At 70.9% G+C, this 17,964-nt stretch carries 14 protein-coding genes; 8 read left to right on the forward strand and 6 right to left on the reverse strand.

Annotated features, from left to right (window positions below; translation table 11 throughout):
- Positions 1 to 60: 60 nt before the first annotated feature.
- Positions 61 to 252, forward strand: coding sequence for a hypothetical protein (locus tag ABD714_RS07475; RefSeq protein ID WP_344811676.1), 192 nt, complete (start codon positions 61 to 63; stop codon positions 250 to 252).
- Between the two features lie 21 nt (positions 253 to 273).
- A complete protein-coding gene (locus tag ABD714_RS07480) occupies positions 274 to 1,269 on the forward strand; it encodes a glycoside hydrolase family 6 protein (RefSeq protein WP_344811677.1) in 996 nt (331 codons plus the stop codon).
- Between the two features lie 14 nt (positions 1,270 to 1,283).
- Here ABD714_RS07480 and miaB read toward each other — a convergent pair whose 3' ends face one another.
- Complete coding sequence (gene miaB, locus ABD714_RS07485) at positions 1,284 to 2,819, reverse strand: tRNA (N6-isopentenyl adenosine(37)-C2)-methylthiotransferase MiaB (protein WP_344811678.1); 1,536 nt, start codon at positions 2,817 to 2,819, stop codon at positions 1,284 to 1,286.
- Between the two features lie 83 nt (positions 2,820 to 2,902).
- Between miaB and ABD714_RS07490 the strand changes: the two genes are divergently transcribed.
- From ABD714_RS07490 to ABD714_RS07510, 5 genes are all read left to right on the forward strand, one after another.
- Positions 2,903 to 3,817 carry an aldose 1-epimerase family protein gene (locus ABD714_RS07490; protein WP_344811679.1) on the forward strand — a complete coding sequence of 305 codons (915 nt, stop codon included), beginning with the start codon at positions 2,903 to 2,905 and terminating at the stop codon, positions 3,815 to 3,817.
- A gap of 126 nt (positions 3,818 to 3,943) precedes the next feature.
- On the forward strand, positions 3,944 to 4,753 hold the full coding sequence (locus tag ABD714_RS07495; protein WP_425562351.1) for an amino acid ABC transporter ATP-binding protein: 810 nt from the start codon (positions 3,944 to 3,946) through the stop codon (positions 4,751 to 4,753).
- Between the two features lie 54 nt (positions 4,754 to 4,807).
- The gene (locus tag ABD714_RS07500) at positions 4,808 to 5,644 is read left to right on the forward strand and encodes a glutamate ABC transporter substrate-binding protein (RefSeq protein ID WP_344811680.1); all 837 of its coding nucleotides are present in this window, start codon (positions 4,808 to 4,810) and stop codon (positions 5,642 to 5,644) included.
- 94 nt (positions 5,645 to 5,738) lie between these two features.
- The gene (locus ABD714_RS07505; protein ID WP_344811681.1) at positions 5,739 to 6,428 is read left to right on the forward strand and encodes an amino acid ABC transporter permease; all 690 of its coding nucleotides are present in this window, start codon (positions 5,739 to 5,741) and stop codon (positions 6,426 to 6,428) included.
- Positions 6,425 to 7,345 (forward strand): amino acid ABC transporter permease, encoded by a 921-nt coding sequence (locus ABD714_RS07510; protein ID WP_344811682.1) that lies wholly within the window; start codon positions 6,425 to 6,427, stop codon positions 7,343 to 7,345. Before ABD714_RS07505 ends, ABD714_RS07510 begins: the two co-directional genes overlap by 4 nt.
- Positions 7,346 to 7,426: 81 nt before the next feature.
- Here ABD714_RS07510 and ABD714_RS07515 read toward each other — a convergent pair whose 3' ends face one another.
- The 5 genes from ABD714_RS07515 to ABD714_RS07535 form a co-directional block, all read right to left on the reverse strand.
- Positions 7,427 to 8,713, reverse strand: a complete 1,287-nt coding sequence (locus tag ABD714_RS07515) for a cysteine desulfurase-like protein (protein WP_344811683.1) — start codon at positions 8,711 to 8,713, stop codon at positions 7,427 to 7,429.
- Positions 8,710 to 10,341, reverse strand: a complete 1,632-nt coding sequence (gene rny / locus ABD714_RS07520; RefSeq protein WP_344811684.1) for a ribonuclease Y — start codon at positions 10,339 to 10,341, stop codon at positions 8,710 to 8,712. The genes ABD714_RS07515 and rny overlap by 4 nt, the downstream gene beginning before the upstream one ends.
- A gap of 257 nt (positions 10,342 to 10,598) precedes the next feature.
- A complete protein-coding gene (locus ABD714_RS07525; protein WP_344811685.1) occupies positions 10,599 to 11,111 on the reverse strand; it encodes a regulatory protein RecX in 513 nt (170 codons plus the stop codon).
- A gap of 428 nt (positions 11,112 to 11,539) precedes the next feature.
- Positions 11,540 to 12,586, reverse strand: coding sequence for a recombinase RecA (recA, locus tag ABD714_RS07530; protein ID WP_344811686.1), 1,047 nt, complete (start codon positions 12,584 to 12,586; stop codon positions 11,540 to 11,542).
- 203 nt (positions 12,587 to 12,789) lie between these two features.
- Entirely contained in the window at positions 12,790 to 12,984 is a 195-nt protein-coding gene (locus ABD714_RS07535) for a DUF3046 domain-containing protein (RefSeq protein ID WP_344811687.1), read from the reverse strand.
- A gap of 208 nt (positions 12,985 to 13,192) precedes the next feature.
- On the opposite strand from ABD714_RS07535, the gene ABD714_RS07540 reads away from it, so the two are divergent.
- Positions 13,193 to 17,920, forward strand: coding sequence for an ATP-dependent helicase (locus ABD714_RS07540; protein WP_344811688.1), 4,728 nt, complete (start codon positions 13,193 to 13,195; stop codon positions 17,918 to 17,920).
- Positions 17,921 to 17,964 lie beyond the last annotated feature (44 nt).

Here is a 17,964-nt window from a genome sequence, read left to right on the forward strand (position 1 = left end):
TCAGCGCCTCCATCGGTCGCCTGGGTGAGGCAACCCTCACCTAACTGCTAGGGTCGTTCCGTGCCCGTACGACCGAAGAAGAAGTGCTGCGAGGACCGACCGCGCTGCAAGCGGTGTCCGATCCGGCTCCTGTCCGAAGGCAAGCTCGCTCCGGAGGATGCCCGCCACCTCTTCGCCAACGCCCGCAACAAGAAGGCGCTGAAGAAGGCCAAGTTGGCCAAGACCGCCGCCAAGCTCGAGTCGGCCGCCTGACGCCGCGTAGCATCCGCCGCCATGAGGCTGCGTCGGCGGATGGTCGCCTGGGCGATCGCCGCGGCCGTGCTGGCCGGGACGGCGGCGTGCGGCCCGGGCACTGACCCCGAGCCGGCCAATCCGCTTGCCGGCTCCACCCTGTGGGTCGACCCGCAGTCGGCTGCAGCCCTGGCCGAGCAGCAGCTGCGCGCCGCGGGCGACGCGACCGCCGCGGACGGTCTGGGCCCCATCAGCTCCCAGCCCGTCGCCACCTGGCTGGTGAACGACGATCCGACCGCCCTGGCACGACGCGTCACCCGGGCCGCCGCGGTCAGCGGTCAGCTGCCGGTGCTGGTCCTCTACCACCGCCCCGGTCGGGACTGCGGCTCCTACTCCGCCGGCGGGGCGGGCGAGCAGTCCAGCTACCTGGCCTGGGTCCGGACGGTCGCCGACGCCATCGCCGACCAGCGGGCACTGGTCATCGTCGAACCGGACGCCATCCCGCAGGCGCTGAGCGGGCAGTGCGCGCAGGACGGTGACGCAGCGGCCACCTACGCGATGCTGGCCGCGGCGGTCGACCTGTTGGCCGCGCACGAGAACACCTTCGTCTACCTCGATGCGGGCCACCCGGGCTGGATCGCCGACTCCTCCGCCCTGGCGGGGGCCTTGCGGGCCAGCGGAGCCGCTCGGGCTGACGGCTTCAGCCTGAACGTCTCGAACTTCGCCACGACGACGGACAACCAGGTCTACGGTGACGCCCTCTCGGCCGCGCTCGGCGGCCAACAGTACGTCGTCGACGTCTCCCGCAACGGGCGCGGAGCCCCGGACGCCGACCCGGCTGGCATCGACGCGTGGTGCAACCCGTCGGGCGTGGCGCTGGGCCAGAACCCTCGGATCGGGCCCGACCGGGCACGGGCCGTGGCCTTCTTGTGGATCAAGGAACCCGGGGCCTCCGACGGCAACTGTCGCGATGGCGAGCCGCCGGCCGGGCAGTTCTGGCCCGCGTACGCCCTCCGCCTGATCCAGCAACGCCAGTGATCGAGACGCCCGGCTCAGCCGACGACGCAGGCCGCTGCGGGCGGCAGCGGAGCCGGTACGCCGAGTCCGGGCATTCCCAGTCCGACAGAGCCCAGCCCGCCAGTGCCCAGGCCGACCGAGCCCGGGGCGACCGGCACGTCGGCGCCGTCCCGCCGCGCCTGCCAGGCATCCCCCCCGCGAGTCCGGCGCAGCGACAGCAGCCCGTGATCCGCGGTCAGGTGGTGCGGAGCGGCGTAGGTGATCTCCACCTCGGCGAGATCGCCGGGCCGCGGTCGGTGCGCGTCGTCCTCGGGCACGGCGACGTGCACGAGTCGGTTGTCCCGCGCCCGGCCGGACAGCCGTGCGGTGACGGCGTCCTTGCGTCCCTCACCGTCGGCGAACATCACCTCGACGGTGCGCCCCACCTGGGCCAGGTTCTCCGCCCAGGAGATCTCCCCGACCAGCTCGACCAGGCGCTCGTAGCGTTCCTGGACGACCGCCTTGGGCACCTGGTCCGGCATGGTGGCCGCCGGGGTGCCGGCCCGGATCGAGTACTGGAAGGTGAAGGCGGACGCGAACCGCGACTCCCGCACCACGTCGAGGGTGGCGGCGAAGTCGTCCTCGGTCTCGCCGGGGAAGCCGACGATGATGTCGGTGGTGATGGCCGCGTGGGGCATCGCGGCGCGGACGTTCTCGATGATCGACAGGTAGCGGCTGCTGCGGTAGGACCGCCGCATCGCCTTGAGCACCCGGTCCGACCCGGACTGCAGTGGCATGTGCAGCTGTGGCATCACGTTCGGGGTCTCGGCCATCGCCGCGATCACGTCGTCGGTGAAGTCCTTGGGGTGCGGCGAGGTGAACCGGACCCGCTCCAGGCCCTCGACCTGCCCGCACGCCCGGAGCAGCTTGGCGAACGCCTGCCGGTCCCCGAACTCGACCCCGTACGCGTTCACGTTCTGACCCAGCAGGGTGATCTCCTGCACGCCCTCGGCCACCAGCGCCTCGACCTCGGCCAGCACGTCCCCCGGGCGCCGGTCGGTCTCCTTGCCCCGCAGGCTCGGCACGATGCAGAACGTGCAGGTGTTGTTGCAGCCCACGCTGATCGACACCCAGGCCGCGTACGCCGAGTCGCGCCGGGTCGGCAGCGTGGAGGGGAACCGCTCCAGCGACTCGGCGATCTCGACCTGCGCCTCCTCGGCGATCCGGGCCCGCTCCAGCAGCGTCGGCAGCTGACCGATGTTGTGGGTGCCGAACACGACGTCGACCCACGGGGCCCGCTCGAGGATGACCCCCCGGTCCTTCTGAGCCATGCAGCCGCCGACCGCGATCTGCATCCCGGGTCTGGCCTTCTTCACCGGAGCGAGCTGACCGAGGTTGCCGTACAGGCGGTTGTCGGCGTTCTCGCGGACGGCGCAGGTGTTGAAGACCACGACGTCGGCCTGCTCGGCGTCGCCGGCCTTGGCGTAGCCCGCGCCCTCCAGCAGCCCGGCGAGACGCTCGGAGTCGTGCACGTTCATCTGGCACCCGTGGGTGCGGATCTGGTACGTCCGGGCGGCGGTGTGGCTGGTCATGGCGGGTCACAGGATAGTCCCGATCACCGCCGCACCGAGCAGTCACTGGAGACGGACAGCGTCGGTCACTACAGTCGGACAGCGTGACTCACACAGCGGTGAACCCGACCGGAGACCAGTACGAGATCGTGGCCGGCAGGCGCCGCGCGGTCGTCACCGAGGTGGGTGCCACCCTGCGCTCGTACGCGGTGGACGGCCGGGACGTGGTCCGCGGGTTCGCCGCCGACGAGGTCATCCACGGTGGCCGGGGGCAGCAACTGCTGCCGTGGCCCAACCGGATCCGCGACGGCCGCTACACCTTCGAGGGCGCCGCCCAGCAGCTCTCGCTGTCCGAGCCCGACCGGCACAACGCCATCCACGGCCTCGTCCGTCACGTTCCCTGGCAGCTGGTGGCGCACGGCGAGGACCGGGTCGAGCAGCGCGTCCGGGTCTACCCGCAGTCCGGCTGGCCGGGGGCCATCGAGGCCACGGTGGTGCACGCGGTCGGCGAGGACGGCGTGGTCACCACGGTCACCGTCAGCAACCTCGGCTCGGGAGCCGTGCCGTACGGCTACGCCGCGCACCCCTATCTGACTGTCGGTGAGGACACCGTCGACGACGTGGTGATCTCGGTGCCGGCCGAGCGCTACCTCGATGTCGACGACCGGCTGCTGCCGGTGGACCTCATCCTGGTCGAGGGCCGCGACGAGGACCTGCGCACCGCCGCACCGCTGGGAGCGCGACGGTTCGACACGGCGCTGTCCGGACTGACCCGGGGGGCGGACGGTCGCTGGCGGGCGCGGCTGGAACGGGGAGACCGGTGGGCCGAGCTGTGGGCGGGCGAGGGCTTGGACTGGATCCAGGTGTTCACCGGCAACGACCGCCGCGACCTGTCGATCGCGCTGGAGCCGATGACGTGCGGCCCGAACGCCTTCAACCCGGGACCGACCCACGACGACATGATCATCATCCCGGCCGGGGCGTCGGTCACCCGCGAGTGGGGCATCGACGGGGGCTGAGACAGACGGAGGCGGTGCGGACAGGTGAGACGCCTGGGACGAGATCCTCTCGCCCGACACCGGAAGTAACCGAATCTCAACATCCGCGTCCCACCGCTGCCGCATGATCTCGTCTAGGGTCGGCCCATGGCGGAAGCGGCGGAGCCGGTTGACCTGAACGACCCCACCGAAGGACCGTCGGTCGCCCCGGACAGCATCGGGGAGCCGTTGGTCGTGCTGGACGACGTCGACAAGTACTTCGGCGACCTCCATGTCCTGCAGAACATCGACCTCACCGTGCACAAGGGCGAGGTCGTCGTGGTGCTCGGACCCTCGGGGTCCGGCAAGTCCACGCTGTGTCGCGCGATCAACCGGTTGGAGACGATCCAGTCGGGGACGATCACCATCGACGGCAAGGCGCTGCCCGACGAGGGCAGGGCCCTCGCCCAGCTGCGCGCCGACGTCGGGATGGTGTTCCAGTCGTTCAACCTGTTCGCGCACAAGACGATCCTCGAGAACGTCACGCTCGGTCCGATCAAGGTGCGGAAGAAGTCCGCGGCCGAGGCCAAGAAGCGCGGGATGGAGCTGCTGAAGCGCGTGGGCGTGGACAGCCAGGCCGACAAGTACCCGGCCCAGCTCTCCGGCGGTCAGCAGCAGCGGGTGGCCATCGCCCGCGCGCTGGCCATGGACCCCAAGGTCATCCTGTTCGACGAGCCCACCTCGGCTCTGGACCCGGAGATGGTCAACGAGGTGCTGGACGTGATGGTCGGTCTGGCCCGCCAGGGCATGACCATGATCGTAGTCACCCACGAGATGGGGTTCGCCCGCAAGGCCGCGAACCGGGTGGTCTTCATGGCCGACGGCCAGATCGTCGAGGAGGCCGACCCGGAGACCTTCTTCACCGCCGCGAAGAGCAACCGCGCCAAGGACTTCCTGAGCAAGATCCTGACCCACTGATCGGTGCCCACCGATCTGAGAGCTCAGCGTTGAGCCCTACCAACGGAGGAATGCATGAAGCTGACCAAGCGGATCCTGGCCATCGGCGCCGGACTCCTACTCGCACTACCGCTGGCCGCCTGTGGCGGGGACAGCGACACCGGGGGTGCTCCCGGCGAAGGCGGCAAGGTCGTCATCGGCATCAAGTTCGACCAGCCCGGTCTGGGCCTCAAGGAGGGTGACACGTACACCGGCTTCGACGTCCAGGTGGCGCAGTACGTGGCGAAGGAGCTCGGCTACACCGAGGTCGAGTTCAAGGAGTCACCGTCGGCCCAGCGCGAGACGCTGATCCAGAGCGACCAGGTGAAGATGATCTTCGCCACCTACTCCATCACCGACGACCGCAAGCAGAAGATCTCCTTCGCGGGTCCGTACTTCATCGCCGGGCAGGATCTCCTGGTGAAGTCCGACAACACCGACATCACCGGGCCGGACAGCCTGAACGGCAAGAAGCTGTGCTCGGTGACCGGCTCCACGTCGGCGAAGAAGATCAAGGACAACTACGCCTCCGGGGTCCAGCTGCAGGAGTACGACACCTACTCCAAGTGCGTCGAGGCCCTGAACTCGGGTGCCATCGACGCGGTCACCACCGACAACGTGATCCTGGCGGGCTTCGCGGCCCAGTCCCAGTACCAGGGCAAGCTCAAGGTGGTCGGCAAGCCGTTCTCCGAAGAGCGCTACGGCGTCGGCATCAAGAAGGGCGACACCGACCTGTGCGGCAAGATCAACACCGCGCTGGAGAAGATGGTGTCCGACGGCGCGTGGGAGAAGGCGATCGCCGACACCGTCGGCGCCTCGGGCTTCAAGCCCGATGCGGCCACCAACCCGCCGAAGCCGGACGCCTGCAGCTGAGAGAAGCGCTTTCCGCCCGTGCGCGGGTCGGGACCTCTCTCGGCCCGCGCGCGGTCCACCCGTCCGTTGTCCGATGAGCTGAAGGTGGGAGCCGATGGACGGCCTGCAGACCCTGCTGGATGAGTACAACGTCTTCGCCGCGTTCTGGATGACGATCAAGCTGACCTTCTTCGGGGCGATCGGCGCGCTGGTGATCGGCACCGTGGTCGCGATCATGCGTGTCTCCCCCGTCCGGGTGTTCCAGATCTTCGGCACCGCGTACGTCACCCTGATCCGCAACACCCCGCTCACGCTGGTGGTGTTCTTCTGCGCCTTCGGCCTGCTGAACACCCTGCAGATCTACCTGGCACCCGCCGACTCGCCGACCTCGATCGTCGACAACAACTTCCGCTGGGGGGTCGTGGCGCTCTCGGTCTACCACGCCTCGTTCGTGGCCGAGGCGATCAGGAGCGGCATCAACACCGTGCCCCAGGGTCAGGCTGAGGCCGCCCGGGCCATCGGTCTGCCGTTCCTCCCGACCATCACCACGATCATCCTGCCGCAGGCCTTCCGAGGGGCCATCGCACCGTTGGGGAACACGCTGATCGCGCTGACCAAGAACACGACGGTGCTGGCCACCATCGGCGTCGCCGAGCCGGCCCTGATGATGCGCAACATGTTCGAGTTCAACATCTCGTTGCTCTACTGGGTGTTCTTCATCATGGCCTTCGGCTTCGTCGTGCTCACCCTGCCGGTCGGCCTGTTCTTCACCTGGTTGTCCCGCAGGCTGGCGGTGCAGCGATGAGCGAGTCCAGCGTCCTGTTCGACGCCCCCGGGCCCAAGGCCCTCGTCCGCTACCGGATCGTGGCCGCCGTCGGCGTGCTGCTCCTTCTCGGGCTGCTGTTCCTGATCATCCGGGGGCTCGCCAACCCGACCAACAACCAGCTCACCGCCGCGAAGTGGCTCCCGTTCCTCGAGTGGTCCTCGTGGAAGGACTACCTGATCCCGGGCCTGATCGGCACCCTGCAGGCGGCAGTGATCAGCGTCGTCATCGCCGTCGCCGCCGGTGTCCTGCTCGGTCTCGGTCGCCTGTCCGAGCTGGCCCCCGTCCGCATCGTCTGCGGGATCTTCGTGGAGTTCTTCCGCTCGATCCCGGTGCTGATGATGATGTTCTTCGCCTACTACTTCGGCCTGTTCGCGCTCGGCATCAGCGGCACCGCGCTGCCGTTGTTCGGCGCGGTCGTGGGTCTGACGTTCTACAACGCCTGTGTCATCGCCGAGCTGGTCCGGTCCGGGGTGCACTCGCTGCCCCGTGGCCAGCGCGAGGCGGGCTACGCGATCGGGCTCACCTCCGGCCAGACCCTGTGGTCGGTGCTGCTGCCCCAGGCCATCACCGCCATGCTGCCGTCGATCGTCAGCCAGCTGGTGGTCATCCTCAAGGACTCGGCGCTGGCCTACAACATCGCCTACCTGGAGCTGCTCCGCCAGGGCCAGAACCTGGCGGTCTTCAAGGGCAACCTCATCCCCACCCTGATCGTGCTGGCAGGCATCTACATCGTCATCAACTGGGCGCTCACGCGGGTGGCCCGGGCGCTGGAGTCCCGGCTGCGCAGCGGCAAGCGCGGCATCAAGCCCGGTCCGTTGGACCCGGGCACGAACCCCGCCCTGGCCGCCGAGGAAGCCCGCCAGGAAGAGGCGGCGGAGACCACCGGGCCCCGGTAGCCGGGCTGCCCGAGCCGGCCGCCGGTCGTGGCCAGCCGGGTCTCGAGCGAGCCGGGGTCTTGCGTGCGCCCGGGTCGCGGGTCAGCGGAGGTTCCGGAGGGCCCCGAGAAGCCGGTCGACGTCGTCGAGGTCGTTGTACGGGGCCAGGCCGACGCGCACGGCGCCATCGTCTCCGAGCCCGAGATGCCGCGACGCCTCGAGGGCGTAGAAGGACCCGGCGGGAGCGTTGACCCCCTGCGCCGCCAGGGCCAGGCTCACCTCGCCGGCGGGTCGTCCGGGCAGGTCGAAGAGCACCGTGGACGTGCGCCGGGAGGCTGCGCTGTACAGAACGGCCCCCAGGGCGCGGAGTCCGTTCTCCAGCCGCGTCAGCAGCTGCTGCTCCTGCAGGTGGAGCCGCTCGAAGGCCGAGGTCAGCCGGTCCGCCCGGTCCTCTCCCGCGCCCAGGCCGGCCAGGTAGTCCACGGCCGCCGTGGTGCCGGCCAGGAGCTCGTACGGCAACGTGCCGAGCTCGAACCGCTCCGGCACCGTGTCGCTGGACGGCAGCAGCTTGTCGGGCCGCAGCTGCTCGAGCCAGGCGGGATCGGCGGCCAGCGCGCCGAGGTGCGGACCGCCGAACTTGTAGGGCGAGCAGACCACCACGTCGGCGCCGAGGGCGGCCCGGTCGACGCGGACATGGGCGGCCAGGTGGACGGCATCGACCCAGAACACGGTCCTGGCTCTGCACCCGCCCCCGTGGCCGCCGGCCCCGGGACCCCCGGCCCCGTGGATCAGGGAGGCGATCCGGGCGTGGTCCGGGATCGTGCCCAGCAGGTTGCTGGCGCCCGTGACGGCCACCAGCCGGGTCCGGGAGGTCAGGCTCGCCTCGAGCTGGTCCAGATCCAGCTCCGCGGTCGCCGGGTCGAAGTCGACCCACCGTACGGTGGCGCCGACCCGCTCGGCCGCCAGCACCCAGGGGCGGATGTTGCCGTCGTGGTCGAGCCGGGTGACCACCACCTCGTCCCCGGGCCCCCAGTCCCGGGCCAGGGTGCGGGCGAACTCGAGCGTCAGCTGGGTCGCGCTGCGGCCGAACACGATCCCCGCGGCGTCATTACCGAGGTAGTCCGCCATCGCCGCCCGGGCGTCCACCACGATCTGATCGGCGTTGCGCTGAGCCGGGTTGTCGTGGCCGCGGTTGGCCAGGGGGGCGGTCAGGGCGGCGGCGATGGCCTCGATCACCGGGGACGGGGTCTGGGTGCCGCCCGGTGAGTCGAAGAACGCGAGGCCGGACGCCAGGGCCGGGACGTCGGCCCGCAGCGAGACCACGTCCAGGGGCGGCGCGGGCGAGGAAGCCGGTGCTGCCGCACGGCCGGTGTCGACGGTCGAGGTCACCGAGCGGTCTCCGTCGCCCGCGACTCGCGCACCACGACGACCTTGATCTGCCCCGGGTAGGTCAGCTCCTCCTCGATCTGCTTGGCCAGGTCACGGGCCATCACCTGCGCCTCGATGTCGTCGATCTGCTCCGGAGCCACCATCACCCGGATCTCGCGTCCGGCCTGCATGGCGAACACCTTGTCCACCCCGGCGTGGGCCGAGGCGAGACTCTCCAGCTTCTCCAGCCGCTGCACGTACGCCTCGATGCTCTCCCGCCGGGCGCCCGGTCGACTGCCGCTGATCGCGTCGGCCGCCTGCACCAGCACCGCTTCCACCGTGCGCACCTCGACCTCGTTGTGATGGGCCTCGATGGCGTGCACGATGTCGGCGTTCTCGCCGTACTTGCGCGCCAGGTCGGCGCCGATCATGGCGTGCGAGCCCTCGACCTCATGGGTGAGCGCCTTTCCGATGTCGTGCAGGAAGGCGGCGCGGCGGCACTGGGCGATGTCCAGCCCGAGCTCGGCGGCCATCAGCCCGGCGATGTGCCCGGACTCGACCAGGTGCTTGAGCACGTTCTGCCCGTACGAGGTCCGGTAACGCAGGCTGCCCAGGATGGGGATGAGCGCGGGATGCAGGTCGGAGATGCCCACTTCGGCCAGGGCGTCCTCGGCCGCCCGCAGGCACTGCTGCTCGATCTGGCCCTTGCTCCGCTCGTGCACTTCCTCGATCCGCGCGGGGTGGATCCGGCCGTCCTTGACCAGCTCGGTCAACGTCATCCGCGCGGTCTCCCGCCGGACCGGGTCGAAGCAGGACAGCAGCACGGACTCCGGGGTGTCGTCGATCATCACGTTGACCCCTGTCACCTGCTCGAAGGCCCGGATGTTGCGACCCTCGCGGCCGATGATGCGACCCTTCATGTCGTCACCGGGCAGGTGGACGGCCGACACCACCGACTCCGACGTCTGCTCGGATGCGACCCGCTGGATCGCGCCGACCACGATCATCTGCGCCCGCGACTCCGCCTGCTTGGTCGCCTCGCGCTCGATGTCGCGGGCCAGGATCACGGCGTGCCTCTTCGCGTCGTGCTCGACGGCGGCGATCAGCTCGGCCTTGGCCTGCTCGGCGGTCAGCCCGGCGATCCGCTCGAGGGCGTGCTCGTGGTCGGCCTCGGCCTCGGCGAGGGTCCGGCGCTGCGCCTTGAGCTCGGCCTTGACGACGTCGAGGTGCCGCGCCTTCTCCTCCAGCGCGCGGCTGTCGCCGTCGAGGCGCTCCTCGCGGTCGGCCAACCGCTGCTCGCGCCGCTCGATCTCGAGCCGCTGGTCGCGGAGCTCGTGCCGACGCTGCCGGATCTCGTCCTCGGCTTCCCGCCGCGCGGACTCGATCGCCTCCAGCTGGTCATCGGCTTTGGCCCGGAGCTCGCCGGCGTACGCCTCCGCGTCGGAGCGGACCCGTAGCGCCGCCCCCTCGGCCTCCTGCTGCCGGAGCGCTGCCCCCTCGTCGAGCGAAGCCTCCGCCGGGGTCGGATCCGACATCGTGGTCTTGTTCGTGTGGCGCTTGTAGGTCAGAAAAGCGATCGCAGCGACGACGAGAAAGAGCAGGAAGATACCCGCAAGGACCGCGATCTCGAAAAGCCCAGAGTCCACCATCGTTAGCACTCCTGTCTGCACGCCGAAGCGCGCCTTCAAGAGGCCTTGCGGCAAAGACGAAGAGAGGCCGCGGCGCCTGACCAGGTGCTGGTCAAACCCGGCGCGGCGCCTGTGCAGTTGTGGGACTACGCGTCAGCAGATAAGGGGATGTTCACGATTTCACTCACGCGCCGGGGACAACCCGACACATGTCAACTATTCGTTCAACTTTGCCGTAAAACCTCGTGAGTGCAGGTTAGGGCGGACCTTCCAGCCGGTCAAGCACCCTGTCCGTCGCGCAGCTCGCCCAGGACCGTCGTGACGATCCCCGACCCGAAGCCGCGCCGAGCCAACACCCCGGCCAGCCGCCGCTCGCGCACCACCCGGTCCAAGCCGTGCATGCTCGACACCTTCTTGGCGGCCAGCGTCCGGGCCGCCGTCAGCTCGTCCTCGCTGTCCACCGAGGCCAGCGCGGCCTCCACCTGCTCGCGGTCGACCCCCTTGGTCTGCAGCTCTCGGCGCAGGGCCGAGCGGGACAGATGCCGACGCTGCTGCCGGGACTCCACCCAGCTCTGGGCGAAGGCCCCGTCGTCGATCAGGCCGACGTCCTCCAAGCGGTCCAGCACCGCGGCGGCGATCTCGTCCGGCACGTTCTTCTTCTGCAGGGCCTCGTCCAGCTCGTGCCGGGTCCGGGCCGACGCGGTCAGCTTCCGCAGCGCGATGGTGCGCGCCGTGCCCACCGGATCGGCGTCGGGCTCGGGTGGCCCGTCGTCCGGCTCCGACGTGCCCACCCCGAACGATCTCCGGGTCGACGAACGCCGCGTGCGTGACCTTGCGGTGCGTGACCCTCCGGGTCCCGCACCCCGGCCGGCCGGACTGCCGTCGGAACGGCCGTCGCCGGGAGAGTCTCCGCCCGACGAGTCAGAATCCGGGGCTCGCGGAACGTACGACGCGCGGCCAGACTCGGCCGCGGAGAGACCTGAGCCGGACGCCCCCCAGGCGCCGCGCGGCGACGCCGGTCGAGGGTCGCCGACAGACTGAACTGGATCAGCGGCCCCGGTCACCCCGGCCCCGGTCACCCCGGCCCCGGTCACCCCGGTAAGGGACTCCGCCCCGGTAAGGAACTCGGCCCTCGCCAGGGGCTCTGGAGCCGGCTGACCGGTCTTCTCCTCCAGCCAGGCGCGTGCCTGCTCGACAGGATCAGACGGTGTCATCTCGCTCAGAACTCGACCTCACCCGTCACCGGATCGACCCCGGCGGGCACGTCGACCTGCGGGCCGATGTTCATCAGCTCCTTGATCTTCTTCTCCAGCTCGTTGGCCAGATCGGGGTTGGCGCGGAGGTAGTTCCGGGCGTTCTCCCGACCCTGGCCCAGCTGGTCGCTGTCGTAGGTGAACCACGCGCCGGCCTTGCGGATGATCCCGACCTCGACACCCAGGTCGATCAGGCTGCCTTCGCGACTGATGCCGTGCCCGTACAGGATGTCGAACTCGGCCTGCTTGAACGGCGGAGCGACCTTGTTCTTGACGACCTTGACCCGGGTCCGGTTGCCGACCATCTCCTGGCCGTCCTTCAGGGTCTCGATCCGCCGGACGTCCAACCGGATCGAGGAGTAGAACTTCAGCGCCCGTCCACCGGTGGTGGTCTCCGGCGAACCGAACATGACACCGATCTTCTCGCGCAGCTGGTTGATGAAGATCGCTGTCGTGTTGGCGCCGTTGAGCGCGCCGGTCATCTTGCGCAGCGCCTGGCTCATCAGCCGCGCCTGCAGACCGACGTGGCTGTCGCCCATCTCGCCCTCGATCTCGGCTCGGGGGGTCAGGGCGGCGACGGAGTCGATGACGATGAGCGCGAGCGCACCCGAGCGGACCAGCATGTCCGCGATCTCCAGGGCCTGCTCACCGTTGTCCGGCTGGCTCACCAGCAGGGCGTCGGTGTCAACCCCCAGCTTCTCGGCGTAGTCGGGATCCAGCGCGTGCTCGGCGTCGATGAAGGCGCAGATGCCCCCGCCGGCCTGAGCGTTGGCGATGGCGTGCAGAGCGACGGTGGTCTTGCCGCTGGACTCCGGTCCGTAGATCTCGACCACGCGGCCGCGCGGCAGACCACCGATGCCGAGCGCCAGGTCCAGCGCGATGGAACCGGTCGGGATGACCTCGATGGGCGCCCGGACCTCGTCACCGAGACGCATCACCGAGCCCTTGCCGTACTGCTTGTCGATCTGGGCGAGCGCTGCCTCGAGCGCCTTGTCCCGGTCTGCTACCGCCACGGTCGTTCCTCTCGTTCACCCCTGCGGGTGGCTGCCTGCTGTGTGTTCTCGATCGCCAAGACCCTAAGGATCCCCACCGACATCCGACCGGGGCGCGATCAGATCTGTGGACAGCGCTCGAGGTCGTCTCTCACCTGTGGATATCTCGTGCCAGCGAGCCTAGGCGAACACGTGTTCGAACAACAGCCCGACACGCCGACGCGTCAGCGCTCGCGGGCCGGCAGGTCGAGGGCGGTCCAGACGGCGCGCCAGATCTCCTTGGCCGACAGCCCGGCCGCCAAGGCCTGGTCGACGGTCCGGCTGTCCAGCTCGGCCAGGCTGTGCTCGGCCGACCAGACTCGGCTGTAGCCGCGACCCAGATGGGTGTCCAGCCGCGCCCACAGCTCGGTTTCCTTCATCGGTCCACTCCGTCTGCTCACCTGCTCCGCGAGGACGAGACTAGGGGCCTCCCGCCGAAGTCCCAACTGCGGCGGCGGCGAGGACCACCGCCCACGTGAGCAGCCGCGCCCCGGAGCGTCCGGATCAGTCCGGACCGCAGCTCCCGCCGGGACGCTCCCCTCCGGCGCGAGGACCCCGACTGTCGGTGCCACCGGGCAGGATGAGCGGGTGCCTGTTCAGACCCCGACGGCGGCGGACCCGCTGGCCACGTTCAGCCCGGCGACCGCCACCTGGTTCGCCGAGGTGTTCGCCGAGCCCACCGCCGCCCAGGCCGGCGCGTGGCGGGCCATCTCGTCGGGCGAGAACGCCCTGGTCATCGCGCCGACCGGATCGGGCAAGACCCTGGCGGCGTTCCTGTCCGCCCTCGACTCGTTGATCAAGGACCCGCACCCGACGGCCAAGCAACGCTGCCGGGTGCTCTACGTCTCGCCGCTCAAGGCGCTGGCCGTCGACGTGGAGCGCAACCTCCGGGCACCCTTGGCCGGCATCACCCAGACCGCCCTCCGACTGGGGCAGACACCGCCGTCGATCAGCGTCGGGGTTCGCTCGGGCGACACCTCGGCCGGTGACCGGCGCAAGATCGTCAGCCGGCCGCCGGACATCTTGATCACCACCCCCGAGTCGCTGTTCCTGATGCTCACCTCGGCGGCTCGGGATGTGCTCCGCCACGTGCAGACCGTGATCATCGACGAGGTGCACGCCCTCGCCGGCACCAAGCGCGGGGCCCACCTGGCCCTGTCGCTGGAGCGGCTGGACGCCCTGGTCGCCGAGCAGGCCGGGACCTCGGGCGAGGCGAGCAGTCACCGACCCTTCCAGCGGATCGGTCTCTCGGCGACCGTCCGGCCACCGGAGCGGGTGGCTCGTTACCTCGGTGGCGTCCATCCGGTGACGGTGGTGGCGCCGCCGGCGTCGAAGGCGTGGGACCTCTCGGTGGTCGTGCCGGTGGAGGACATGGGTGACCTGGCGTCCACCGCCTCGACGCCGAGCCCGGACCTCGACTCCGACGGCTCCCCGCCGCCCCGGCCGTCGATCTGGCCCCACGTCGAGAACCAGATCCTCGACCTGATCGACGCGCACCACTCCACCATCGTGTTCGCCAACTCCCGCCGGCTGGCGGAGCGGCTGACCGCCCACCTGAACGAGCTGCGGGCCGAGCGGGACGAGGAGGCGCGGGCCACCGACCCCCCACCCGACGGCGGAGCCGAGCCGCCGGGGACACCGACCACGCACGCCCCGCCGGCCGAGATCATGGCGCAGTCGGGGTCGAGCGCCGGTCACGACGGCAGCACGGGCGCCCGGGTGGTCGCCCGGGCTCACCACGGCTCGGTCAGCAAGGAGCAGCGGGCGCAGATCGAGGCCGACCTCAAGTCCGGTCGGCTGCCGTGCGTGGTGGCGACCTCCTCGCTGGAGCTCGGCATCGACATGGGTGCTGTCGACATCGTCGTCCAGGTGGAGGCGCCACCCTCGGTGGCCAGCGGGCTGCAGCGGGTGGGCCGGGCGGGTCACCAGGTGGGTGCCACGTCGCGCGGGGTGTTCTTCCCCAACCACCGTGGCGACCTGATCGAGTCCGCCGTGGTGGTCGAGCGGATGCGGGTCGGTGCCATCGAGGAGGTCGCGACGCTGCGCAACCCCCTCGACGTGCTGGCCCAGCAGATCGTCGCCGTGGTGGCGGCCGCCGCCATCGGCGGTCCGGACGGGACGCCGACCGAGCTGAAGGCCGACGACGTCTACGCACTGGTCCGTCGGGCGAACGGCTTCACCGAGCTCCCGCACAGTGCCTACGAGGCGACCCTGGACATGCTCAGCGGGCGCTACCCCTCCGAGGACTTCGCCGAGCTGCGCCCGCGGATCGTCTGGCAGCGCGACACCGGGGTCCTCACCGGGCGACCCGGTGCGCAGCGCCTGGCCGTCACCTCCGGCGGCACCATCCCCGACCGAGGCCTCTTCGGTGTCTTCCTGGTCGGCGAGGGATCGGCCTCCGGCAAGCACAACCCCGGTCGCCGGGTCGGCGAGCTCGACGAGGAGATGGTCTACGAGACCCGCGTCGGGGACGTGTTCACCCTCGGCACCACCAGCTGGCGGGTCGAGCAGATCACCCACGACCAGGTGCTGGTGTCCCCCGCCCCGGGTGTGCCCGGCCGCCTGCCGTTCTGGAAGGGCGACTCGCCGCCCCGGCCTTTGGAGCTGGGTCGCGCCTTCGGCGCCTTCGTCCGCGAGATCGGCACTCTCGACCACGGGGTCGCGTACGATCGGCTGCGCGAGGCCGGGCTGGACGAGTTCGCGGCGCGCAACCTGCAGAGCTATCTGGCGGAGCAGCACGAGGCCACGGCCGCGCTGCCCACCGACACCACGGTGGTGGTGGAGCGGTTCCGCGACGAGCTCGGTGACTGGCGGGTGTGCCTGCACTCCCCCCTCGGGTCCGGCGTGCTGACCCCCTGGGCGCTGGCCATCGAGCGGGCCGCCCGGGACCGCTACGGCATGGAGGTGCAGGCCACCGCCACGAACGACGGCATCGTGCTCCGCGTCCCCGACACCGAGTCCGAGCCGCCCGGTGCCGATCTGGTGATCGTCGACCCCGAGCAGCTGGAGGCCATCGTCACCGACGAGGTCGGCGGGTCGGCGCTGTTCGCCGCCCGCTTCCGGGAGTGCGCCGCCCGGGCCCTGCTGCTCCCCCGGCGCGACCCCAAGTCCCGTTCGCCCCTGTGGCAGCAGCGGATGCGCTCGGCGCAGCTGCTCACCGTCGCCGCGCAGTACCCGGAGTTCCCCATCGTGCTGGAGACGATGCGGGAGTGCCTGACCGACGTCTTCGACCTCGACGGTCTGATCGAGGTGCAGCGCCAGCTCGCGGCCCGGACCATCCGCCTGGTGGAGGTCGAGACCCGCGAGCCGTCGCCGTTCGCCAAGTCGCTGCTGTTCGGCTACGTCGGCGCCTTCGTCTACGAGGGCGACGTGCCGCTCGCGGAGAAGAAGGCCGCGGCCCTGTCCCTGGACGCCGGTCTGCTGGCCGAGCTGCTCGGCAAGGACGGCTTGCGGCAGCTGCTCGACCCCGAGGTCATCGCGGCGACCGAGGCCGATCTGCAGGGGCTGAGCGAGCAGCGCCGCGCCACCACCACCGAGCAGCTGTACGACCTGCTGCGGACCGCCGGCCCGTTCGCCTCGGTCGAGCTCATCGACCGGGTGAGCGAGCTCGACCTCGAGCGTGCGCTGGACGAGCTGACCGGCGCCCGTCGCGCTGTCCGGCTCCGCATCGCCGGACGGGACATGGTCGCGGTGGTCGAGGACGTGCCCCGGCTCCGTGACGGTCTGGGTGTTCCGGTGCCACCCGGGGTGGCCGCCGCCTTCGAGACCGACACCAGCAGCCACCCGATCCAGGACCTCGTGCAGCGCTGGGCCCGCACCCACGGGCCGTTCACCATCGCCGTGGTCGCCGCACGCTACGGGCTGGGTCGCGCGGTGGTGGAGGCCGCCTGCTCCGACCTGGTCCGGGCCGGGACCGTGGTCCGTGGCTCCTTCGTCGACCCGGCGCCGGGGACGCCGGACGTCGACCAGTTCTGCCACACCCAGGTGCTGGCGTTGATCAAGCGTCGCTCGCTGGCCGCGCTGCGCCGCGAGGTCGAGCCGGTGGAGCAGGTCGCGTACGCACGGTTCCTGACCGAGTGGCAAGGCGTGGGCTCGCGCTCCCGCGGCACCGATGCCGTGTTGTCCACCCTCGAGCAGCTGGCCGGGTACGCCATGCCGGCGAGCGCCGTGGAGTCGATGATCCTGCCGGCCCGGGTGGAGGACTACCGCCCGGGGATGCTGGACGAGCTGACCACTGCCGGCGAGGTGTTCTGGGTGGGCGACGGACCGATCGGCGAGCGCGACGGCTGGATCCGGTTCCATCTGCCGGGGGCCGATCCGCCGACCGCCCGCGGCGACGTGGAGTCGGCGCAGGCCCGGACGCTGCTGGAGGGCTTCGCGCCGACCGGCGGCTACTTCTTCGACTCCCTGCTGCCGGCCGAGGCCGAGCGCGAGCAGGCCGGCTGGGTGAGCGCCCTGTGGCAGCTGGTCTGGGCGGGCCTGGTCAGCAGCGACACCTTCGCCGCGGTGCGCAACCTGACCACCGGGGGCGCGCACAAGACCGTCCGCCGCCCCGCCCCCCGCAGCTACCGCGGTCGGCCCCGGATCCCGCGACCGGGCCGCGGTGACCGACCGGCCCGGATCAGCTCACCGACCACAGTGGGTCGCTGGTCGCTGGTCGCGGCGGTGTCGCAGCCACCGGCGGCCCGGCTGGCCGACGCCATGTTCGCCCAGCTCGACCGCTACGGCGTCGTCACCCGCGGGAGCGTGCTCACCGAGGCCCTCGAGGGTGGCTTCGGCACGGCCTACCGGGCACTCAGCGCGCTGGAGGAGTCCAGCCAGTGCCGGCGCGGCTACTTCATCGAGGGTCTGGGCGCCGCACAGTTCGCCTCCACCGGCGCGGTCGATCGGCTGCGGGCCGAGCAGAGCGAGCCCAGGGAGGCCCGCGGGTTGGTGCTGGCGGCCTGCGACCCGGCGAACCCGTACGGCGCCGGCCTCCCCTGGCCGGAGCGCGAAGGTCATCGACCGGGGCGCAAGCCCGGCGCCCTGGTCATCCTGGTCAACGGCCGGCTGGTCTTCTACGTGGAGCGCGGTGGGCGCACCCTGCTCTCGTTCACCGACGACGCCGAGGTGCTCACCCCGGCCGCCGAGGCCCTGGCCCGCGCGGTGCGGCTGGGGCAGCTCGGCCGGCTGACGGTGGAGCGGGCCGACGGTCAGCACGTGTTCGGGTCGGCGGCGGTCAGCAGCAGCCTGCAGGAGGCGGGTTTCGTGATGACGCCGTCCGGACTTCGGCTGCGGCCGACCCCGGGGCACGCGGACACGCTCGACCGGCGCTGAGCGGGCCGGTCCGCGGGTGAGATCGAGGTCCGGATCGGCGGGTC

Origin of the sequence: Microlunatus aurantiacus (assembly GCF_039536605.1) — a bacterium.
Lineage (GTDB): Bacteria > Actinomycetota > Actinomycetes > Propionibacteriales > Propionibacteriaceae > Microlunatus > Microlunatus aurantiacus.